Genomic DNA, 15682 nt, shown 5'->3' with positions numbered 1-15682 from the left:
GGCGCGGACGGGCGAAGGGCAGCCGTGTGCACGCACGGGTGGTTCCGGCCCCGCCCGGCCCGGCGGGTCAGCCGGTCTTCGTGTACGTCAGCTTCTCGCCGCTCGACGTGTTCTCACGGCTCAGCCCGCCGTCCGGGAGCAGGGTGAGCGTGGTCGGAGCCCCCGGAGTGCAGGAAGCCGCCGGTTCGCCCTCCGTCACCGTGGAGGGGCCGATGCTGACGGACTCGCCGTCGGCGGCCTCGGCGGTCAGGGTCGCCTCGAAGACACACCGGTAGGTGCCGCCGGTGGCGAGGGGGCCCTCGGCGGTGAGGGTGAGGACCGTGTCTCCCACCGCGCCCTGGCGGATGACGAGTTCACGGGTGGAGTGGCCGGTGGCATTGTCGATGCTGCCGGACCAGGAGCCGAGGTACCCGTCGGGGACGCCGCCCTCCTCGCCGTTGTCCCCGTCGTCGGGCGAGGGGTCCGGGGAGACGTCGGGGGAGGGGGAGTCGTCGATGGCCTGCGACGGGGAGGGACCGGCCGAGCGGCTGGGCTTGGCCGTGGGCGTCCCGCCCTGGTCGTTCATGAGGGCGTAGACGGACCCGCCCGCGCCTATGGCGACCAGTACGGCGACGAGGATCAGCGCGATGGTCGAGCCGCTGCTCCTGCGGGCCGGTTCGGGAGCGGGGGCCGGATGCTGGGTGCCGGTGGGGTAGCCGGGCCCGTACGGGGGCGTGGCGCCCTGGCCCGGCTGCTGCGGATAGCCGTACGGGTAGCCGTGGTCCGGGCTCGGTTGCTGGGGGTAGCCGTATGCCTGGCCCTGGCCGGGCTGCTGTGGATAGCCGTACGCCTGGGCGGGGTTGGGCTGCTGCGGGTGGCCGAAGCCCTGGACCTGCTGCGGCTGGGCGGTCTGGTGCGGGTAGCCGTAGCCGGGAGGCGGGGTGGCCGGGGGCGGCCCGCTCGGCGGCGTGGCGGCCGCGCCGGCGGCCGAGGCGGGGAGCGCGTGGACGGGCCCGGGCAGCCCGGGGGACGGGAGCGGGGCGGTCGGACCGGTGGGGGCGTCGATGACCTCGGTTGCCGGCTCGACGGGAGGCTCGGCGCCCGGTACGGCCGGGACGGCGGAAGGAGCGTCGGACGGGGCCCCGGACGGGGGCTCGGACCGGGCATCGGGAGCAGCGGCGGGCCGCGCGTCGGGAGCAGCGCCGGACGGTGCGTCGCTCACCGCGTCGGCCGGGGCGCCGGGCTTGGTGAGAGGGACCGCGCCCTGCGGCTTCCCGGCCCCCGGGACGGGGGAGGCGCTCGGGGAGGGGGCGTTGCTCGGAGTCCGGGCCGGATCCGGGCCCGCCACCGCGTCCTTCGGGGCGCTGTCGGCCGCCACCGCGGTCGGGGCGCTGCCGCCCGCCCCCGCGTCCGTCGGGGCGTCGCCGGCCGGCACAGCGTCTTCGGGGTCCTCGGAGTCGAGCAGTTCCACGGCGTGGCGGCCGAGTTGGGCGAGGAGCGCGCCCGGGAGCCAGGGTTCCGCGCTGTTGTCGCCGTCGGCCAGGAGCGCCAGGATGTCGTCGGTGGAAGGCCGGGCCTGCGGGTCCTTGTGGAGGCAGCCGCGGATCAGGTCGTCGAGCCCCGGAGTGACCCCGGTCAGGTCCGGGTCCTCCTGCGCGATGCGGAACAGCAGGGCGTGCATCTCGTTGGCCACGGCGCCGAAGGGAAGCCGGCCGGTCAGGGCGTAGGTCAGCACCGACCCCAGGCAGAACACATCGCTGGCCGCGCTCACCCGCTCGCCCCGCACCTGCTCCGGAGACATGAAACCGGGGGTGCCGACCAGGGCGCCGGTGCGGGTGAGGCCGCCGTCGGTGATGGTGTCCAGAGCCCTGGCTATCCCGAAGTCGATGACGCGCGGGCCGTCGATCGTGAGCAGGATGTTGGAGGGTTTCAGGTCCCGGTGGATCAGGCCGGCCGTGTGGATGGCCTTCAGGGCGTGCGCCAGCCCGGAGCCGAGAACGCGGACGGACCGCTCCGGCAGCGGACCGTAGGCGCCGGGGGCCGGGCCGGACGCGGTGCCCGGCCTTCCCGAGACGGTGGCGTGCAGGGAGGGACCGGCCACGTATCCGGTGGCGACCCAGGGGACGTCGGCCTCGGTGTCGGCGTCCAGGACGGGCGCGGTCCACGTGGAACCGACCCGGCGGGCGGCCCGTACCTCCTGGCGGAAGCGGTCCCGGAATTCCTGCTGGGCGGCCAGTTCCTCGCGTACCAGCTTGAGCGCGACCGTACGGCCCCGGTCGGACCTGGCCAGATACACCTGGCCCATCCCGCCCACGCCGAGGCGTCCCAGCAGGCGGTAGGCGCCGATGCGCTGTGGATCGGTCGACCCGAGCTTCTCCATGGTGTGCGGCCTCCCCCGTACGACAACACGCCGGACGGGGACGAGAATAGCGGCGTGGATCGTCCGGCCGGGCCCCTCCGGGGCTCGGGGCCGGTGCGACCCCGGTCTAAGGTGACCCGGAACCGAATGGGGGAGGGGCGCCATGTGCCCGAGCGGAGCCGTCACCCGCAGCACCCTGCGGCAGCAGATCGCGGACGCGCTGCGTGACGAGGTGCTCGCCGGGCGTCTGCTGCCGGGGCGGGAGTTCACCGTCAAGCAGATCGCCGAGCAGTACGGGGTGTCCGCGACCCCCGTCCGTGAGGCGCTGTTCGACCTGTCCGCGCAGGGCCTGCTCGAATCCGACCAGCACCGCGGATTCCGGGTGCACCAGTTCACGGTCGCGGACTACCGGGCGATGGTGGAGGCCCGCGCCCTGGTCATGGACGGGGTCATCCGGGACGTCTTCCCCGAGCCGGTCCCGGACCGGCGTGCCGACTACCGGGACGCGCTCGTCTCCGTGCGCCGCCGGGCCGAGGAGGCCGCCCGCGCGGCCCGCAGCGGTGACCTGGACATCCTCATCGGCTACGACCTGCGCTTCTGGCGCGAGCTCGGCGGGCTCATCGGCAACGGCTACATCAGCGACTTCCTGCACCGGCTGCGCGTCCAGGCATGGGTGTTCGCCGTGCCCTACCTGCGGGGCGACGCCGATCTGCGGGACTGGCTGTGGAACGGCCACGCCGAACTGGTCGCCGCCATCACACACCGGGACCGCGAGGCCCTGCGCACGGTGATAGACGGGTACAACGGCCACGCGCTGAGCTGGGCCGACCGCCTGGCCGGGCTGGGGCCGTCCGCGGACGAGACCGAGGGGCACGCCTGAGCCCCCGGCGCCGCCGCCGCCCCTCCACGCCCCGGGCAGGTCGTGAGCGACCACTGTGCGCGCGCTGCCGGTCGCATTACGCTGTCCCGACCACCGCACGCCCCCGTTGGAGAGCGAGACTTCGTGGCCTGTGACCTGTGGCTTGTCCCCCTCGTCGATGTGCTGTGCCACAGCCCCGACAACCCCTTCGCCGAAGAGATCGCCCTCTACGACAAAGCCCTGGGCGAGGCCGGACTGCCGCCCGTCCCCGTCTACGCCTACATGCCGGGACTGACCGGAGACGTCGCCCCGGTCGCGGGCTTCGACTACGACGCCCTGCACTTCCTCCGCCGCGCCTATCTGCTCCAGCTCAGCGGCCTCGCCGTCACGCCGGTCGGTGAGCTGGGCGGGGACTACGAGCAGTTGCTGGAGATGTTCGAGTCCACGGCCCGGCAGTCGCACCTGGTCTGGCACTTCGACCACGCGGGGGCGTACGTCCCCCTCGACTTCGAGGCGCCCGTCTCCACCGACGACCTGCTGGCGGCGGGCGGCCCGCTCGGCTCCGCGCACGGACTGCTGCGCGAGCTGGAGTTCGTCGCCCCGGCCATCGGAATCGACCCGGCGAACCCGCCGGCCGCCCCCCTTCCGCCCACCGCCCCCACCGAGCTGGAGGAACCGGCGACCTCCGTCCCGTACGACGACAACCCCTTCGCCCGGGAGCGCCACGTCTGGCTCGGCCTGCACGCCGCGGCCACCCGCAGCCTCGCCCAGGGATCGATGATCGTCTTCAGCTGACGCGGTCCCGGTGCCCCGCGCCGGAGTCCCCGCGCCGTCCGGCGAACGGTCAGCGCGGGGACTCCGGCGGGCGCTGCCGGGGCATGTTCGGCCGGCCCATCGACTGGAGCGGGAAGCGGCCGGGCGCCGAGCCCGGTTCCGGGCGCCCGTTCCCGGAGCCGCCGGAGACCAGGGCCTGCATCCCCAGCGGTGCGGGCCCGGCCCGGAACTCCACCATCCAGTCGGCGGTCTCCGACCGCACGAGCTCCGTGATGTCCTCGGAGAAGCGCCGCAGCACGCCCAGGCACCGTTCGGTCGCCTCGCTCGCGGTGCCCTCGGCCGGGCCGAGCACCTCCCGTACGCACTCCGACGCCCAGTCGAACCGGAGCACCTGGAGCCGGCGCTGCACGGCCTGCGCGGTCGCGAGGTTCCTTATCCAGCCCGAGGTCAGGCCGAAGTAGCGGTCGCACGCCATGCACGCGGCGCCGAGCAACAGCGACAGATAGCCCCAGCCGGCGGCACCGTGCAGCGCGCCCGTCAGGTCGAGCAGCGGCAGGGCGGCACCCGCGACCGCCCCGGCGGCGGTGCCCATCCGCAGCGTTCTGGCGCCGCGCCGCTTCCACAGCCGGTCGTTCAGATACCAGTCGGCGGTGCGCAGTGCGTCCGCCTCCAGCCACCGGTAGAGCTCGTCCAGCCGCTGGGAGGGCTCCCCCCAGTCCCCCAGCGGGAACGGCTCCCCGGTCAGGTCACGGACCCGCCCCGCACGGTCCTCGGAGTCCGTACCGGAGGGAGCGGCCGCACCCGCCGGGCCGGACGTGCCGGACTTGCGGGGCGGCACTTCGGGCTGCATCTCCGGCTGACTCACCGGGGTACTCCTCTGCATGCTGCATGGCGACGCGTGCTCTCGGCCGCGTACTCGACGACGGGACGGATCTCTGCTCCGCTCCCGGCCCCTGGACGCGACGGGCAGTCCCCCATGCGTAACCATGCGTGACGAGGGGTAGGCGCGTGCGTGTCGGGACGCATGCTCTTCCTACCGCCGAATGGTGGGCCGTGGGGTCGAAATCGCGGTATTCCCGGGTGTGCACGGCCTCTGGTCAGGTATAGGAGACCCGGCACCGCCGCCTGGATCTCACCCGAAAGAGTTGCTCCTCGGCGGGTGGGGCGCGCCGCCCGGGGACAACGTAGGCTCGGCGTACCGAAACAATTGTCGTCGAAATGCCTGGAGTGACCGTGATTCCCGGTGGTGGTCAGCCCAATATGCAGCAGCTGCTGCAGCAGGCCCAGAAGATGCAGCAGGAGCTCGCCCAGGCCCAGGAAGAGCTTGCCAGGACCGAGGTCGACGGTCAGGCGGGCGGCGGTCTGGTCAAGGCGACGGTCAACGGCTCGGGAGAGCTCCGCTCCCTGGTGATCGACCCGAAGGCGGTGGATCCGGAGGACACCGAGACCCTCGCGGACCTCGTCGTCGCGGCGGTCCAGGCGGCCAACGAGAACGCCCAGCAGCTCCAGCAGCAGAAGCTGGGCCCGCTGACCCAGGGCCTGGGCGGCGGCATGCCCGGCCTCCCGTTCTGACCGGCCGCATACCCAAGACCGTGCGTACCCCCTACGGTACGTACCACGACTCAGCCGACTCAGTCAGGAAGGCGTTCCGTTGTACGAAGGCGTGGTTCAGGACCTCATCGACGAACTGGGCAGGCTGCCCGGCGTCGGTCCCAAGAGCGCGCAGCGGATCGCCTTCCACGTGCTGCAGGCGGAGCCCACGGACGTGCGGCGCCTGGCCCACGCCCTCCTGGAGGTCAAGGACAAGGTCCGCTTCTGCGCGGTCTGCGGCAACGTGGCCCAGGAAGAGGAGTGCGGCATCTGCCGCGACCAGCGGCGCGACCGGTCGGTCATCTGCGTGGTCGAGGAACCCAAGGACGTCGTCGCGATCGAGCGGACCCGTGAGTTCCGGGGGCGCTACCACGTGCTGGGCGGGGCCATCAGCCCCATCGAGGGCGTCGGCCCCGACGACCTGCGCATCCGTGAGCTCCTCGCACGTCTCGCCGACGGCTCCATCACCGAACTGATCCTGGCGACCGACCCCAACCTGGAGGGCGAGGCCACCGCGACGTATCTGGCGCGGATGGTCAAGCCGATGGGCCTGCGCGTCACCCGGCTCGCCAGCGGCCTGCCGGTGGGCGGCGACCTGGAGTACGCGGACGAGGTCACGCTCGGCCGCGCCTTCGAGGGGAGGCGGCTGCTCGATGTCTGACGGTCGCGATTCCGCATCTCACGGCGGCTTTACGTTCAGCGCGGTTATCTTCTACTCACCGTCTCCGACCGTGCACACGGGAGGTCTCCTCGATGTCTGACGCCACGTTGAACACCGTCACGCAGGACCCCGGCGATTTCGCGGTCCAGATCGCGGACCAGATCAAGACGTTCATCGTCGCGGTCACCGAGGTGTCCAAGGTCGAGGAGCCGGAAGAGGCCGTTCCGGTCCTGCTTCTCCAGGTCTCCCAGCTCCTGCTGGCCGGCGGCCGGCTCGGCGCGTACGAGGACATCGTCCCCGACGAGCGCTACGAGCCCGACCTCGGCGCCGAACCGGACGCGGACGGCCTGCGCGAGCGCTTCGCGGCCCTCCTGGAGCCGATCGACGTCTACTCCGAGGTCTTCGACCCGTACGAGCCCCGCAAGGCCCCGGTCGCATCCCGCATCTCCGACGACCTGGCCGACCTCGTCACCGACCTGCGCCACGGCCTGGCCCATTACGAGGAGGACCGCACCACCGAGGCCCTGTGGTGGTGGCAGTTCTCCTACTTCTCCAACTGGGGCTCCACCGCTTCCGCCACCCTCCGCGCCCTCCAGTCCCTGATCGCCCACATCCGCCTCAACCAGCCTCTCCAGGAGCTGGACGGCCTGGACACCGACCAGGACGCCGGCGACGACGACCTCGCCGAGGAGGCGGGCCGCGTCATGTTCGAGGAGATCGCGGGCCCGCTGGGGCTGCGCCCGGCGAAGTAGGCGGGTCCGGTCGGCGCGACCACGTGTGGGCTGGGCCACAAAGGGGAATGCGTACGTGTTCGGTGGGCAGCAGGCCGGTACGAGCGGTTCGGGTGGCGCCCCGATGATCACGTGGTGAGCGGGACATCTCACCATGTGGTATCAGCGGGGCGTTTCCGGGCTGCTCGTTAAACTGAGCCGACCGCAGTAATGGACTGAGCGAGGAGCGCACGTGGGCCTTGTCGTGCAGAAGTACGGAGGCTCCTCCGTAGCCGATGCCGAGGGCATCAAGCGCGTCGCCAAGCGAATCGTCGATGCCAAGAAGAACGGCAACCAGGTGGTTGTCGTGGTGTCCGCGATGGGCGACACGACGGACGAGTTGATCGATCTCGCCGAGCAGGTATCCCCGATACCGGCCGGGCGTGAGTTCGACATGCTGCTGACCGCGGGAGAGCGGATCTCCATGGCACTGCTGGCCATGGCGATCAAAAACCTGGGCCACGAGGCCCAGTCGTTCACCGGCAGCCAGGCGGGCGTCATCACCGACTCGGTCCACAACAAAGCGCGCATCATCGATGTGACGCCGGGCCGTATCCGTACGGCGCTGGACGAGGGGAACATCGCGATCGTCGCGGGGTTCCAGGGTGTGTCCCAGGACAAGAAGGACATCACCACCCTCGGCCGCGGCGGGTCCGACACCACTGCCGTCGCGCTCGCGGCCGCGCTGGACGCCGAGGTCTGCGAGATCTACACCGACGTGGACGGCGTGTTCACCGCCGACCCGCGGGTCGTCAAGAAGGCCCGTAAGATCGACTGGATCTCCTTCGAGGACATGCTGGAGCTCGCCGCGTCCGGCTCCAAGGTGCTGCTGCACCGCTGCGTCGAGTACGCACGCCGATACAACATCCCGATCCACGTCCGCTCGTCCTTCTCCGGACTGCGCGGCACCTGGGTCAGCAACGAGCCGCAAGGGGACCAGAAGGTGGAGCACGCGATCATCTCCGGAGTCGCCCATGACGTCTCCGAGGCCAAGATCACCGTCGTCGGCGTGCCCGACAAGCCGGGCGAGGCCGCCGCGATCTTCCGTACGATCGCGAACGCCGAGGTCAACATCGACATGGTGGTGCAGAACGTCTCCGCCGCGTCGACGGGTCTGACGGACATCTCCTTCACGCTCCCGAAGGCCGAGGGCCGCAAGGCCATCGACGCCCTGGAGCGCAACCGCGGCGTGATCGGCTTCGACTCGCTGCGCTACGACGACCAGATCGCCAAGATCTCCCTGGTCGGCGCCGGTATGAAGACGAACCCCGGGGTCACCGCGGGCTTCTTCGAGGCACTGTCCGACGCCGGCGTCAACATCGAGCTGATCTCGACGTCCGAGATCCGGATCTCGGTGGTCACCCGTGCCGACGACGTCAACGAGGCCGTGCGCGCCGTGCACACCGCCTTCGGTCTCGACAGCGACTCCGACGAGGCCGTCGTGTACGGGGGCACCGGCCGATGACCGCACGCCGCCCTTCGCTCGCGGTCGTCGGTGCGACCGGGGCGATCGGTGGCGTCATGCTCCAGATCCTCTCGCAGCACGCGGACGTCTGGGGCGAGGTCAGACTCGTCGCCTCACCGCGCTCGGCCGGCCGCAAGCTGGTCGTACGCGGTGAGGAGAGCGAGGTCCTCGAACTCACCGAGGACGTCTTCGAGGGCATCGACGTGGCACTGTTCCTGCTGCCCGCCGATGTCTCCGCGCGCTGGGCCCCGCTCGCCGCGTCCAAGGGCGCCGTCGTCATCGACGACTCCGCCGCCTTCCGGACCGACGACGACGTTCCGCTCGTCGTGCCCGAGATCAACCCCCATGCCGTGCGGATGAGGCCGCGCGGCATCGTGGCGAACCCGAACTGCACCACGCTGGCGCTGATCGTCGCGGTCGGCGCCCTGCACGCCGAGTTCGGCCTTCGGGAACTCGTCGTCTCCTCGTACCAGGCCGTCAGCGGCGCCGGCCGCGACGGGGTCGCCGCCCTGCGCGAACAGCTCTCGATGGTGGCCGGCACCGAACTCGGTACGAAACCGGGCGATGTGCGCCGTGTCGTGGGCGACACGCACGGCGGCCCGTTCGCCGCTCCGGTCGCGCTCAACGTCGTCCCGTGGGCCGGGACGGACGCCGGGGACGGCTGGTCGTCCGAGGAACTGGCCATCCGCGAGGAGTGCCGCAAGATCCTCGGCCTGCCGAGCCTGCGGGTGTCGGCGACCTGTGTGTACGTACCCGTCGTCGCCACACACTCGATGTCCGTGCACGCCCGCTTCGAGAACGAGGTCGCGGTCGACCGGGCCCACGAGATCCTGGCGACCGCTCCCGGGGTCGTGCTGTACGACAGCCCGGGCGCCGGCGACTTCCCCACCCCGTCCGACGTGGTCGGCACCGACCCGACCTGGGTCGGCCGGGTCCGGCGCTCGCTGGACGACCCGCAGGCGCTGGAACTCTTCGTCTGCGGCGACAACCTCCGCAAGGGGGCCGCGCTCAACGTGGCCCAGATCGCCGAATCCGTGGCCGCCGAATTCCCCCGGTCGTGACCGGCCGCGATCATGAGGTCCGGATCGAACCTGTTTTGCACTTTCTGTGAACGTTCTGTGAGCAACTCGCTGGTCTGAACCTCTTGAGCTGGGCAGTCGCCGTGACAGACGATGACCTTTCGGTTCGTTGCAACCGCGGGTCGGGCGCCAGGCGTCTAAGCGGTCACTTCTTGCGCGGCGGGGCGCATGTGCGAGGCATCTGGGGAAGAGCGGGTACGTATGAAGGCATTGCGCAGGGCTTCAAACGCGGTGCCGTATGCGTACAACCCTGACGGGGGGAAGCGTGTCCAACTGGCGTGGCAGAGGTTCTCGATATCACAGTGGTGGGCCCCTTGCGCGGCGCTTCGGTGCGACCGCTCCGACGGGCCCGTGCAGCCGGTGGCATGCCGGTGATCGCGCCCATGCCCGCCGCGCGCCAGACGGGGCTGCCGGCGCAGCGCGAGGGTGCTGAAGAGAGCGTGGCAGCCGGAACCACCGTCGACCATCTCACCGAAACCTACCGCGCCCACTACCGTTCGCTGCTCGGCCTCGCGGCCCTGCTGCTGGACGACACGGCATCCTGCGAGGACGTCGTGCAGGAGGCGTTCATCCGCGTGCACTCCGCGCGCAACCGGGTCCGCGAGCCCGAGAAGACCCTCGCGTATCTGCGGCAGACCGTCGTCAACCTCTCCCGCTCGGCGCTGCGACGCCGGATCCTCGGGCTGAAACTGCTCTCCAAGCCGATGCCGGACATGGCGAGCGCCGAGGAGGGGGCGTACGACCAGCTGGAGCGGGACGCGCTGATCAAGGCGATGCGCGGCCTCCAGAGGCGCCAGCGCGAGGTGCTGGTCCTGCGCTATTTCGCGGACATGACCGAGGCTCAGGTCGCCGAGACGCTGGGGATATCCCTGGGCTCGGTGAAGGCGTACGGGTCACGCGGCATCGCCGCCCTGCGCGTGGTGATGGAGGCGCAGGTATGAGCCGGCGCGACGACCACCACGATCACGACCATGAACAGGACCCGCGGCCGGGGGGCCGCAACGGATACCGGCGCGGTGCCTCGCGCGGGTTCCCGCTGGACCGGACTGGGAACGGAACTGTGAACCACGGGCCGGAGAACGCTCCGCACGCGGACCGCGACGGCGACACCGAGGGCCTCGTGGCCCCGGCCGGCCTGTTCGGCGGAGGGGGCCCGTCCGGCGGCGGCCCGCCCTTCGGCGACGAGGGCGACGACGGTGCCGAGGACGCGCTGCGCCGCATGATGCAGGGTGTCGTGCAGGGCCTGGAGCCGAGCGAGGGCAGCCTCGACCGGCTGCAGCGCGCGGTCCCCGTCCGACGGGCCCGTCGGCGGCAGGCCCTGGTCGGCGCCGCCGCGGCGGCACTGCTCATCGGCACCGCGATCCCGGCGTTCGTACACGTCGCCAACTCGGACGGCTCCAGCACGGCCAGCCCCGCCATCGCCGGCCACGGCGAGCAGGCGCAGGGCGGCAACGGCGACGACTCCGGCGCGGACACCGGTAACGGCGGTGGCGGCGAGAGCGGTGGCGGCCACCCGAACGGCGGCCAGGGGCTTCCGGAGAGCACCACGAGCCCGTCCGACAGCGGCGCCCAGGGCCAGGACGGCGACCCGGCCGGCCCGTCAGCCGATCCCGCCAGAAGCGCGGTGGACGTCATGCGTCCGTGCGACCCGGCACAGCTCGGCGTGAAGTCGGCCAGTACCGGCGCGGCGGGTGCCGACGGCACGGTGTACGGGGCCTTCCGCATCGCCAACGTCTCCGGCGAGAACTGCGCGGTGAGCAGCGGCGGCACCGTGGGCTTCGAGGCGATGGGCGCCGCCGATCCGACCCGGATCCAGGTCGTCAAGCACACCGAGGGCGACCCCGCCTCAGGTCTGCCCGCCCCCGCCACCGAGGAGGCCGTCGTCCTGCTGAAGCCGGACGCGGTCTACGAGGTGCAGTTCGCCTGGGTCCCCAAGGACACCTGCCCGTCCACCGGTGGCTCGCCCTCCCCGACGCCGACGGACGGCGCGGCGGGAGCCGGCAGCGGCGGTTCGGCCGGGGCCGCTGCGGGCGGCGACACCGGAGAGAGCGAGACGGGCACGGAGACACAGTTCGGCTCCGACGGGGGCACCCCCGCCCAGGGCAGCATCTCCGTGCAGCACACCCCGGAGCCGGGGGCTCCGGTCGCCGCTGCGAAGATCGACAACGCCTGCGCGGGAACGATCTACCGGACAGGCGTCCTGGAACCGTCGTCGTAGGAGCGGCTACGGGGCGCCCGGTGGGCCTGCTACGGGGGCGCCGGGCGGGTCCGCGCCGCCGAGGCCGCCCGCTCATGCTCCCGAGCGGACCTCCGCGTCGGTGACGGCCTCCTCCTCGGGGGCCGGCGGGGAGGCGGCCTCCGCCCCCGGGACCAGTCCGAGCCGGACGTCCCGGGCGGCCTCGGCCTCGCGCCGGAGCAGCCGGAACCACATGAAGAGCACGAACCCGGCGAAGACGAACCACTCACCCGTGTAGCCGAGGTTCTGGAAGGCCTTGAGGTCGAGCCCGCCGCCCTCCGGCGCGGCGGCCGGCACCGGACGCAGCGCGGTCGTCCCGGAGCCGCCCGCACCGCTCGCCGGGAGCGTCACCCAGGCGTCGTACACGTCGTAAGGCACCAGATTGACGAGCGAGGCCGCGCTGATCATGCCGACCTGGCCGTCCGGCAGCCCGCCCGTCGCGCCGACCCCGGCGGTGCCCGCGTTCTCCGATGCCTGGAGGTCGCCGGTCACCGTGACCCGGCCGGCCGGCGCGGGCGGCACCCGGGTCTGTCCGGGCTTCCCGGGCAGCCAGCCGCGTACCACCGGCAGGGCCTTGCCGCTGTCCGTCCGCAGCATGTCCAGGACGTAGAAGCCCTTCCGGTCGTCCAGCTCACGGCCGGGAACCAGGAAGCGGTCCGCGTACCGCCCGGTCGCGGTGGCGGGCCGGCCGGAGGTCTCCGTGTCGACGGGCAGGAGCTCGTCGAGCGGTTCGGCGGCCCGGGAGCCGGGCGCGGGCTGCTTCTCGGCGGCCTCGTGCGTGTGCACGCGGTCCTCGAAGCGGCCGAGCTGCCAGGTGCCCATGAACACGCAGAACGGGATCGCCAGCACGACGAAGAGGTTGATCCCCCACCACCGCGGGGTCAGCAGGAACCGGTACACCCCTCCACGGTACGGTCCCCGCTCCGGCCGGCCGGAGCGGGGGCACCCGGAAAGCGGCCCTTCATCCGTCCCCTACGCGCCGGGCGACGCCACTCCTACGCGCCGCCGGCCGGCACCTCCTCGCCCGGACCGGCCGGGTCTCCGGGCCCCGCAGGCGACACGCCGGGCAGGTGGCGGCGGGCGAAGTCCAGCTCCAGCCGCACCTGCTTGATCCGCTCCTCCACGACGAGCGAGCCGTGCCCCGCGTCGTACCGGTAGACCTCGTGCACGGCGTCCCGGTCCTTCAGCCGGTCCACGTAGTTCTCCACCTGGCGGATCGGGCAGCGCGGATCGTTGACCCCGGCGGAGATGTAGACCGGGGCGCGCACGGCGTCCACGTACGTCAGGGGCGACGACGCCTCGAACCGTTCGGGCACCTCCTCCGGCGTCCCGCCCAGCAGCGTGCGGTCCATCGCCTTCAGGGCCTCCATCTCGTCGTGATACGCCGTGACATAGTCCGCCACGGGCACCGCGGCCAGTCCGAGCGCCCAGTCACCGGGCTGCGTACCGAGGCCGAGCAGCGTGAGATAGCCGCCCCAGGAGCCGCCGGCCAGGACGAGCTTCGCCGGGTCCGCGAGGCCGGACCTGACCGCCCACTCCCGTACCGCCGCGACGTCCTCCAGCTCGATCAGCCCGACCCGGTGCTTGAGCGCGTCCGTCCACGCCCGTCCGTATCCGGTCGAGCCGCGGTAGTTGACCCGGACGACCGCGTAGCCGTGGTCGACCCAGGCCGCGGGGCCGGCCGCGAAGGCGTCGCTGTCGTGCCAGGTGGGGCCGCCGTGGATCTCGAAGACCGTCGGGAACGGCCCCTCGGCGGGAGCCGCCGGACGCTGGACGAGGGCGTGGATGCGACCGCCGGGCCCGTCCACCCACACGTCCTCGACGGGCACCGATGCCGGGGCCTTGGCGCCGGGCGGGTCGAGCACCACCGCGCCGGTCGTGGAGCGGACGACGGGCGGCTCGGCCGCCGACGACCACAGATATTCGACCGTCCCGTCCGGGCGGGCCGTGGCGCCGGAGACCGTGCCGGTCGGCGTCTCCACCCGGACCGGCTTGCCGTCGGCCGCGACGGGCTCGTACCGCCAGAGCTCGCTGCGGGCCTCGAAGCCGTGCTCGATGAGCAGCGCGGAGCCGTCCGGATACCACTCGGCGCCCACATCGCCCGGCAGGTCGATGGCCAGGTCCGTCTCCGTGCCCGCCACCGGATCCCAGATCATCGGCTCCCAGCGTCCGCGCCTCTGGTGTCCGACCAGCAGCCGGGTGTCCCCGTCGACCGGCGCGAAGCCGAGGACCGCGAGGCCCAGCTCCTTCGTGCCGCCCTCGGTGTCGTCCAGCTCCGCGACGGTCGTCCCGTCCGGCCGGACCACGCGCAGCGCGGAGTGCATCGCGTCCCCGTGCTCGGTGTGCTCCAGCGCGATCAGCGTCCCGTCATGGCTCAGGTCGCCGACCCCGGCCGACTCGCGGTGCCGGTAGATCTCCACGGGGTCCGCGCCGGGCCGTACGACATGAACCGTCGTGCCGTCCTCGTCCGTCGAACGGCCGATCACCGCCGTGTTGTCCCGGCCGATCGCGAGCCCGGCCGGGTAGGACGGCGCGAGGCCGGGCGCGGCCGGCGCGGACCCGGTGTCCACCCCGCCGTGGAACGGCCGGCGCATCCACACCCCGAACTCGTCCCCGTCGGTGTCGTCGAACCACCACACGGACGCGCCGTCCGGCGTCAGCACACCGTCCGTCGTCCCGTTCGGCCGGTCGGTCACCTGGCGCTGCTCACCGGTCGCCCGGTCCCACGTGTACAGCTCGTAGGTCCCCGTGGCGTTGGAGACGAACAACGCGCGGTCCGGCGCGTCCTCGGCCCAGTCGGGCAGCGACACCCGGGGAGCGCGGAAACGCTGCTCCCACAGCGGGACGGATGCGGTCGTCGGCGAACCAGTGGCCTCAGTCATGACCCCATTCTGCGCCGGGCGCCCGACAATCCGTTCGCTTCGCCCGCAGCCTGTGGATAACCTCGCGCACATGTCCACCGCTCCGATACCGCCCGACTGGCGCGAGGCCAACCGCAGGATGTGGGATGAACGTGTGCCCATCCACGCAGGCAGTGACTTCTACGACCTGGGCTCCTTCCGAGCGGGGAAGGACGCTCTGCGCCCCTTCGAGCTGGCCGAGGTCGGTGATGTGACCGGGCGGTCGCTGCTGCACCTGCAGTGCCACATCGGACTCGACACGCTCTCCTGGGCGCGGCACGGCGCTGCGCAGGTCGTCGGCCTCGACTTCTCCGAACCGGCCGTCGAGACCGCCCGCGCCCTCGCCCAGGATCTGGGGCTCGGCCCCGACCGCGCGGCCTTCGTCGCCGCCGACGTGTACGACGCGGCCCAGGCCGTACCGGACTCCTCGTACGACATCGTCTACACGGGCGTCGGCGCGCTGAACTGGCTGCCCGACATCGAGCGCTGGGCCGAGACGGTCGCCTCGCTGGTGGCGCCCGGTGGCTTCCTCTACCTCGCGGAGTTCCATCCGCTCACGGACTGCCTGGACGACGAGACGGGTTCGCGGATCGTCCACGACTACTTCAGCCGTGAGGCATGGGTGGACGAGACGCCGGGTACGTACGCGGACTTCGATGCCCCGACCGTCCACAACCGAAGCGTCGAGTGGCAGCATCCGGTGGGCAGCGTGGTGTCCGCGCTGGCTGCCGCCGGTCTGCGGATCGAGTTCCTTCACGAGCACGACGTCTCGCTCTTCGCGCGTTTCCCGGTCCTGGAACGCGGACGCGACGACTTCTTCCGCTTTCCGCCGGACCGTCCGCGCATCCCGCTGATGTACTCCCTCAAGGCGACCCGGCCGGCGGCCTGACGGAGAAGCGGGGGCCCCCGGGGCCCCCCCCGGCCCCGGGCCCGGGGGCCCCCCCCCCCCCCGAGCACGGGCGGGACCCCCCCGCCAGCCCCGCCGGGGGGGGGGGGGGCGGGTTTTTGAG

General features: G+C 72.4%; 14 protein-coding genes. 10 read left to right on the top strand and 4 right to left on the bottom strand.

The annotated features are described in order from the left end of the window. Positions 1–67: 67 nt before the first annotated feature. Positions 68–2359, bottom strand: a complete 2292-nt coding sequence (locus ACFZAT_RS15990; protein ID WP_391264711.1) for a protein kinase — start codon at positions 2357–2359, stop codon at positions 68–70. Positions 2360–2501: 142 nt separating this feature from the next. Here ACFZAT_RS15990 and ACFZAT_RS15985 point away from each other — a divergent pair, with 142 nt between their 5' ends. Both ACFZAT_RS15985 and ACFZAT_RS15980 read left to right on the top strand, forming a co-directional pair. Then, positions 2502–3218, top strand: coding sequence for a GntR family transcriptional regulator (locus ACFZAT_RS15985; RefSeq protein ID WP_391264709.1), 717 nt, complete (start codon positions 2502–2504; stop codon positions 3216–3218). Between the two features lie 123 nt (positions 3219–3341). Continuing rightward, a complete protein-coding gene (locus tag ACFZAT_RS15980) occupies positions 3342–3992 on the top strand; it encodes a hypothetical protein (RefSeq protein ID WP_391264707.1) in 651 nt (216 codons plus the stop codon). A 49-nt stretch (positions 3993–4041) separates the two neighbouring features. Here the strand turns inward: ACFZAT_RS15980 and ACFZAT_RS15975 are convergent, their stop codons facing one another. Continuing rightward, positions 4042–4821, bottom strand: a complete 780-nt coding sequence (locus tag ACFZAT_RS15975) for an SLATT domain-containing protein (RefSeq protein WP_391265021.1) — start codon at positions 4819–4821, stop codon at positions 4042–4044. Positions 4822–5204: 383 nt separating this feature from the next. On the opposite strand from ACFZAT_RS15975, the gene ACFZAT_RS15970 reads away from it, so the two are divergent. From ACFZAT_RS15970 to ACFZAT_RS15940, 7 genes are all read left to right on the top strand, one after another. Then, the gene (locus ACFZAT_RS15970) at positions 5205–5543 is read left to right on the top strand and encodes a YbaB/EbfC family nucleoid-associated protein (protein WP_328904383.1); all 339 of its coding nucleotides are present in this window, start codon (positions 5205–5207) and stop codon (positions 5541–5543) included. A gap of 79 nt (positions 5544–5622) precedes the next feature. Next, on the top strand, positions 5623–6222 hold the full coding sequence (gene recR, locus ACFZAT_RS15965; RefSeq protein WP_018102117.1) for a recombination mediator RecR: 600 nt from the start codon (positions 5623–5625) through the stop codon (positions 6220–6222). A gap of 92 nt (positions 6223–6314) precedes the next feature. Then, positions 6315–6974, top strand: coding sequence for a DUF5063 domain-containing protein (locus ACFZAT_RS15960; RefSeq protein ID WP_391264704.1), 660 nt, complete (start codon positions 6315–6317; stop codon positions 6972–6974). A gap of 211 nt (positions 6975–7185) precedes the next feature. After that, positions 7186–8457, top strand: coding sequence for an aspartate kinase (locus tag ACFZAT_RS15955; RefSeq protein WP_018102119.1), 1272 nt, complete (start codon positions 7186–7188; stop codon positions 8455–8457). After that, positions 8454–9518 carry an aspartate-semialdehyde dehydrogenase gene (locus ACFZAT_RS15950; protein ID WP_391264701.1) on the top strand — a complete coding sequence of 355 codons (1065 nt, stop codon included), beginning with the start codon at positions 8454–8456 and terminating at the stop codon, positions 9516–9518. Before ACFZAT_RS15955 ends, ACFZAT_RS15950 begins: the two co-directional genes overlap by 4 nt. A 383-nt stretch (positions 9519–9901) precedes the next feature. Beyond that, positions 9902–10477 carry a SigE family RNA polymerase sigma factor gene (locus ACFZAT_RS15945; protein WP_018102121.1) on the top strand — a complete coding sequence of 192 codons (576 nt, stop codon included), beginning with the start codon at positions 9902–9904 and terminating at the stop codon, positions 10475–10477. Positions 10478–10596: 119 nt separating this feature from the next. Beyond that, the gene (locus ACFZAT_RS15940) at positions 10597–11754 is read left to right on the top strand and encodes a hypothetical protein (RefSeq protein WP_391264699.1); all 1158 of its coding nucleotides are present in this window, start codon (positions 10597–10599) and stop codon (positions 11752–11754) included. 72 nt (positions 11755–11826) lie between these two features. Here ACFZAT_RS15940 and ACFZAT_RS15935 read toward each other — a convergent pair whose 3' ends face one another. Further along, positions 11827–12672, bottom strand: coding sequence for an SURF1 family cytochrome oxidase biogenesis protein (locus tag ACFZAT_RS15935; protein ID WP_391264697.1), 846 nt, complete (start codon positions 12670–12672; stop codon positions 11827–11829). A 95-nt stretch (positions 12673–12767) separates the two neighbouring features. Further along, the gene (locus tag ACFZAT_RS15930) at positions 12768–14654 is read right to left on the bottom strand and encodes a prolyl oligopeptidase family serine peptidase (RefSeq protein WP_391264695.1); all 1887 of its coding nucleotides are present in this window, start codon (positions 14652–14654) and stop codon (positions 12768–12770) included. A gap of 70 nt (positions 14655–14724) precedes the next feature. On the opposite strand from ACFZAT_RS15930, the gene ACFZAT_RS15925 reads away from it, so the two are divergent. Next, positions 14725–15561 (top strand): methyltransferase domain-containing protein, encoded by an 837-nt coding sequence (locus tag ACFZAT_RS15925; RefSeq protein WP_391264693.1) that lies wholly within the window; start codon positions 14725–14727, stop codon positions 15559–15561. Positions 15562–15682: the final 121 nt, after the last annotated feature.

The organism is Streptomyces sp. NPDC008163, assembly GCF_042956885.1.
Lineage (GTDB): Bacteria > Actinomycetota > Actinomycetes > Streptomycetales > Streptomycetaceae > Streptomyces > Streptomyces drozdowiczii_A.
This window is presented reverse-complemented; position numbering and strand designations above follow the sequence as displayed.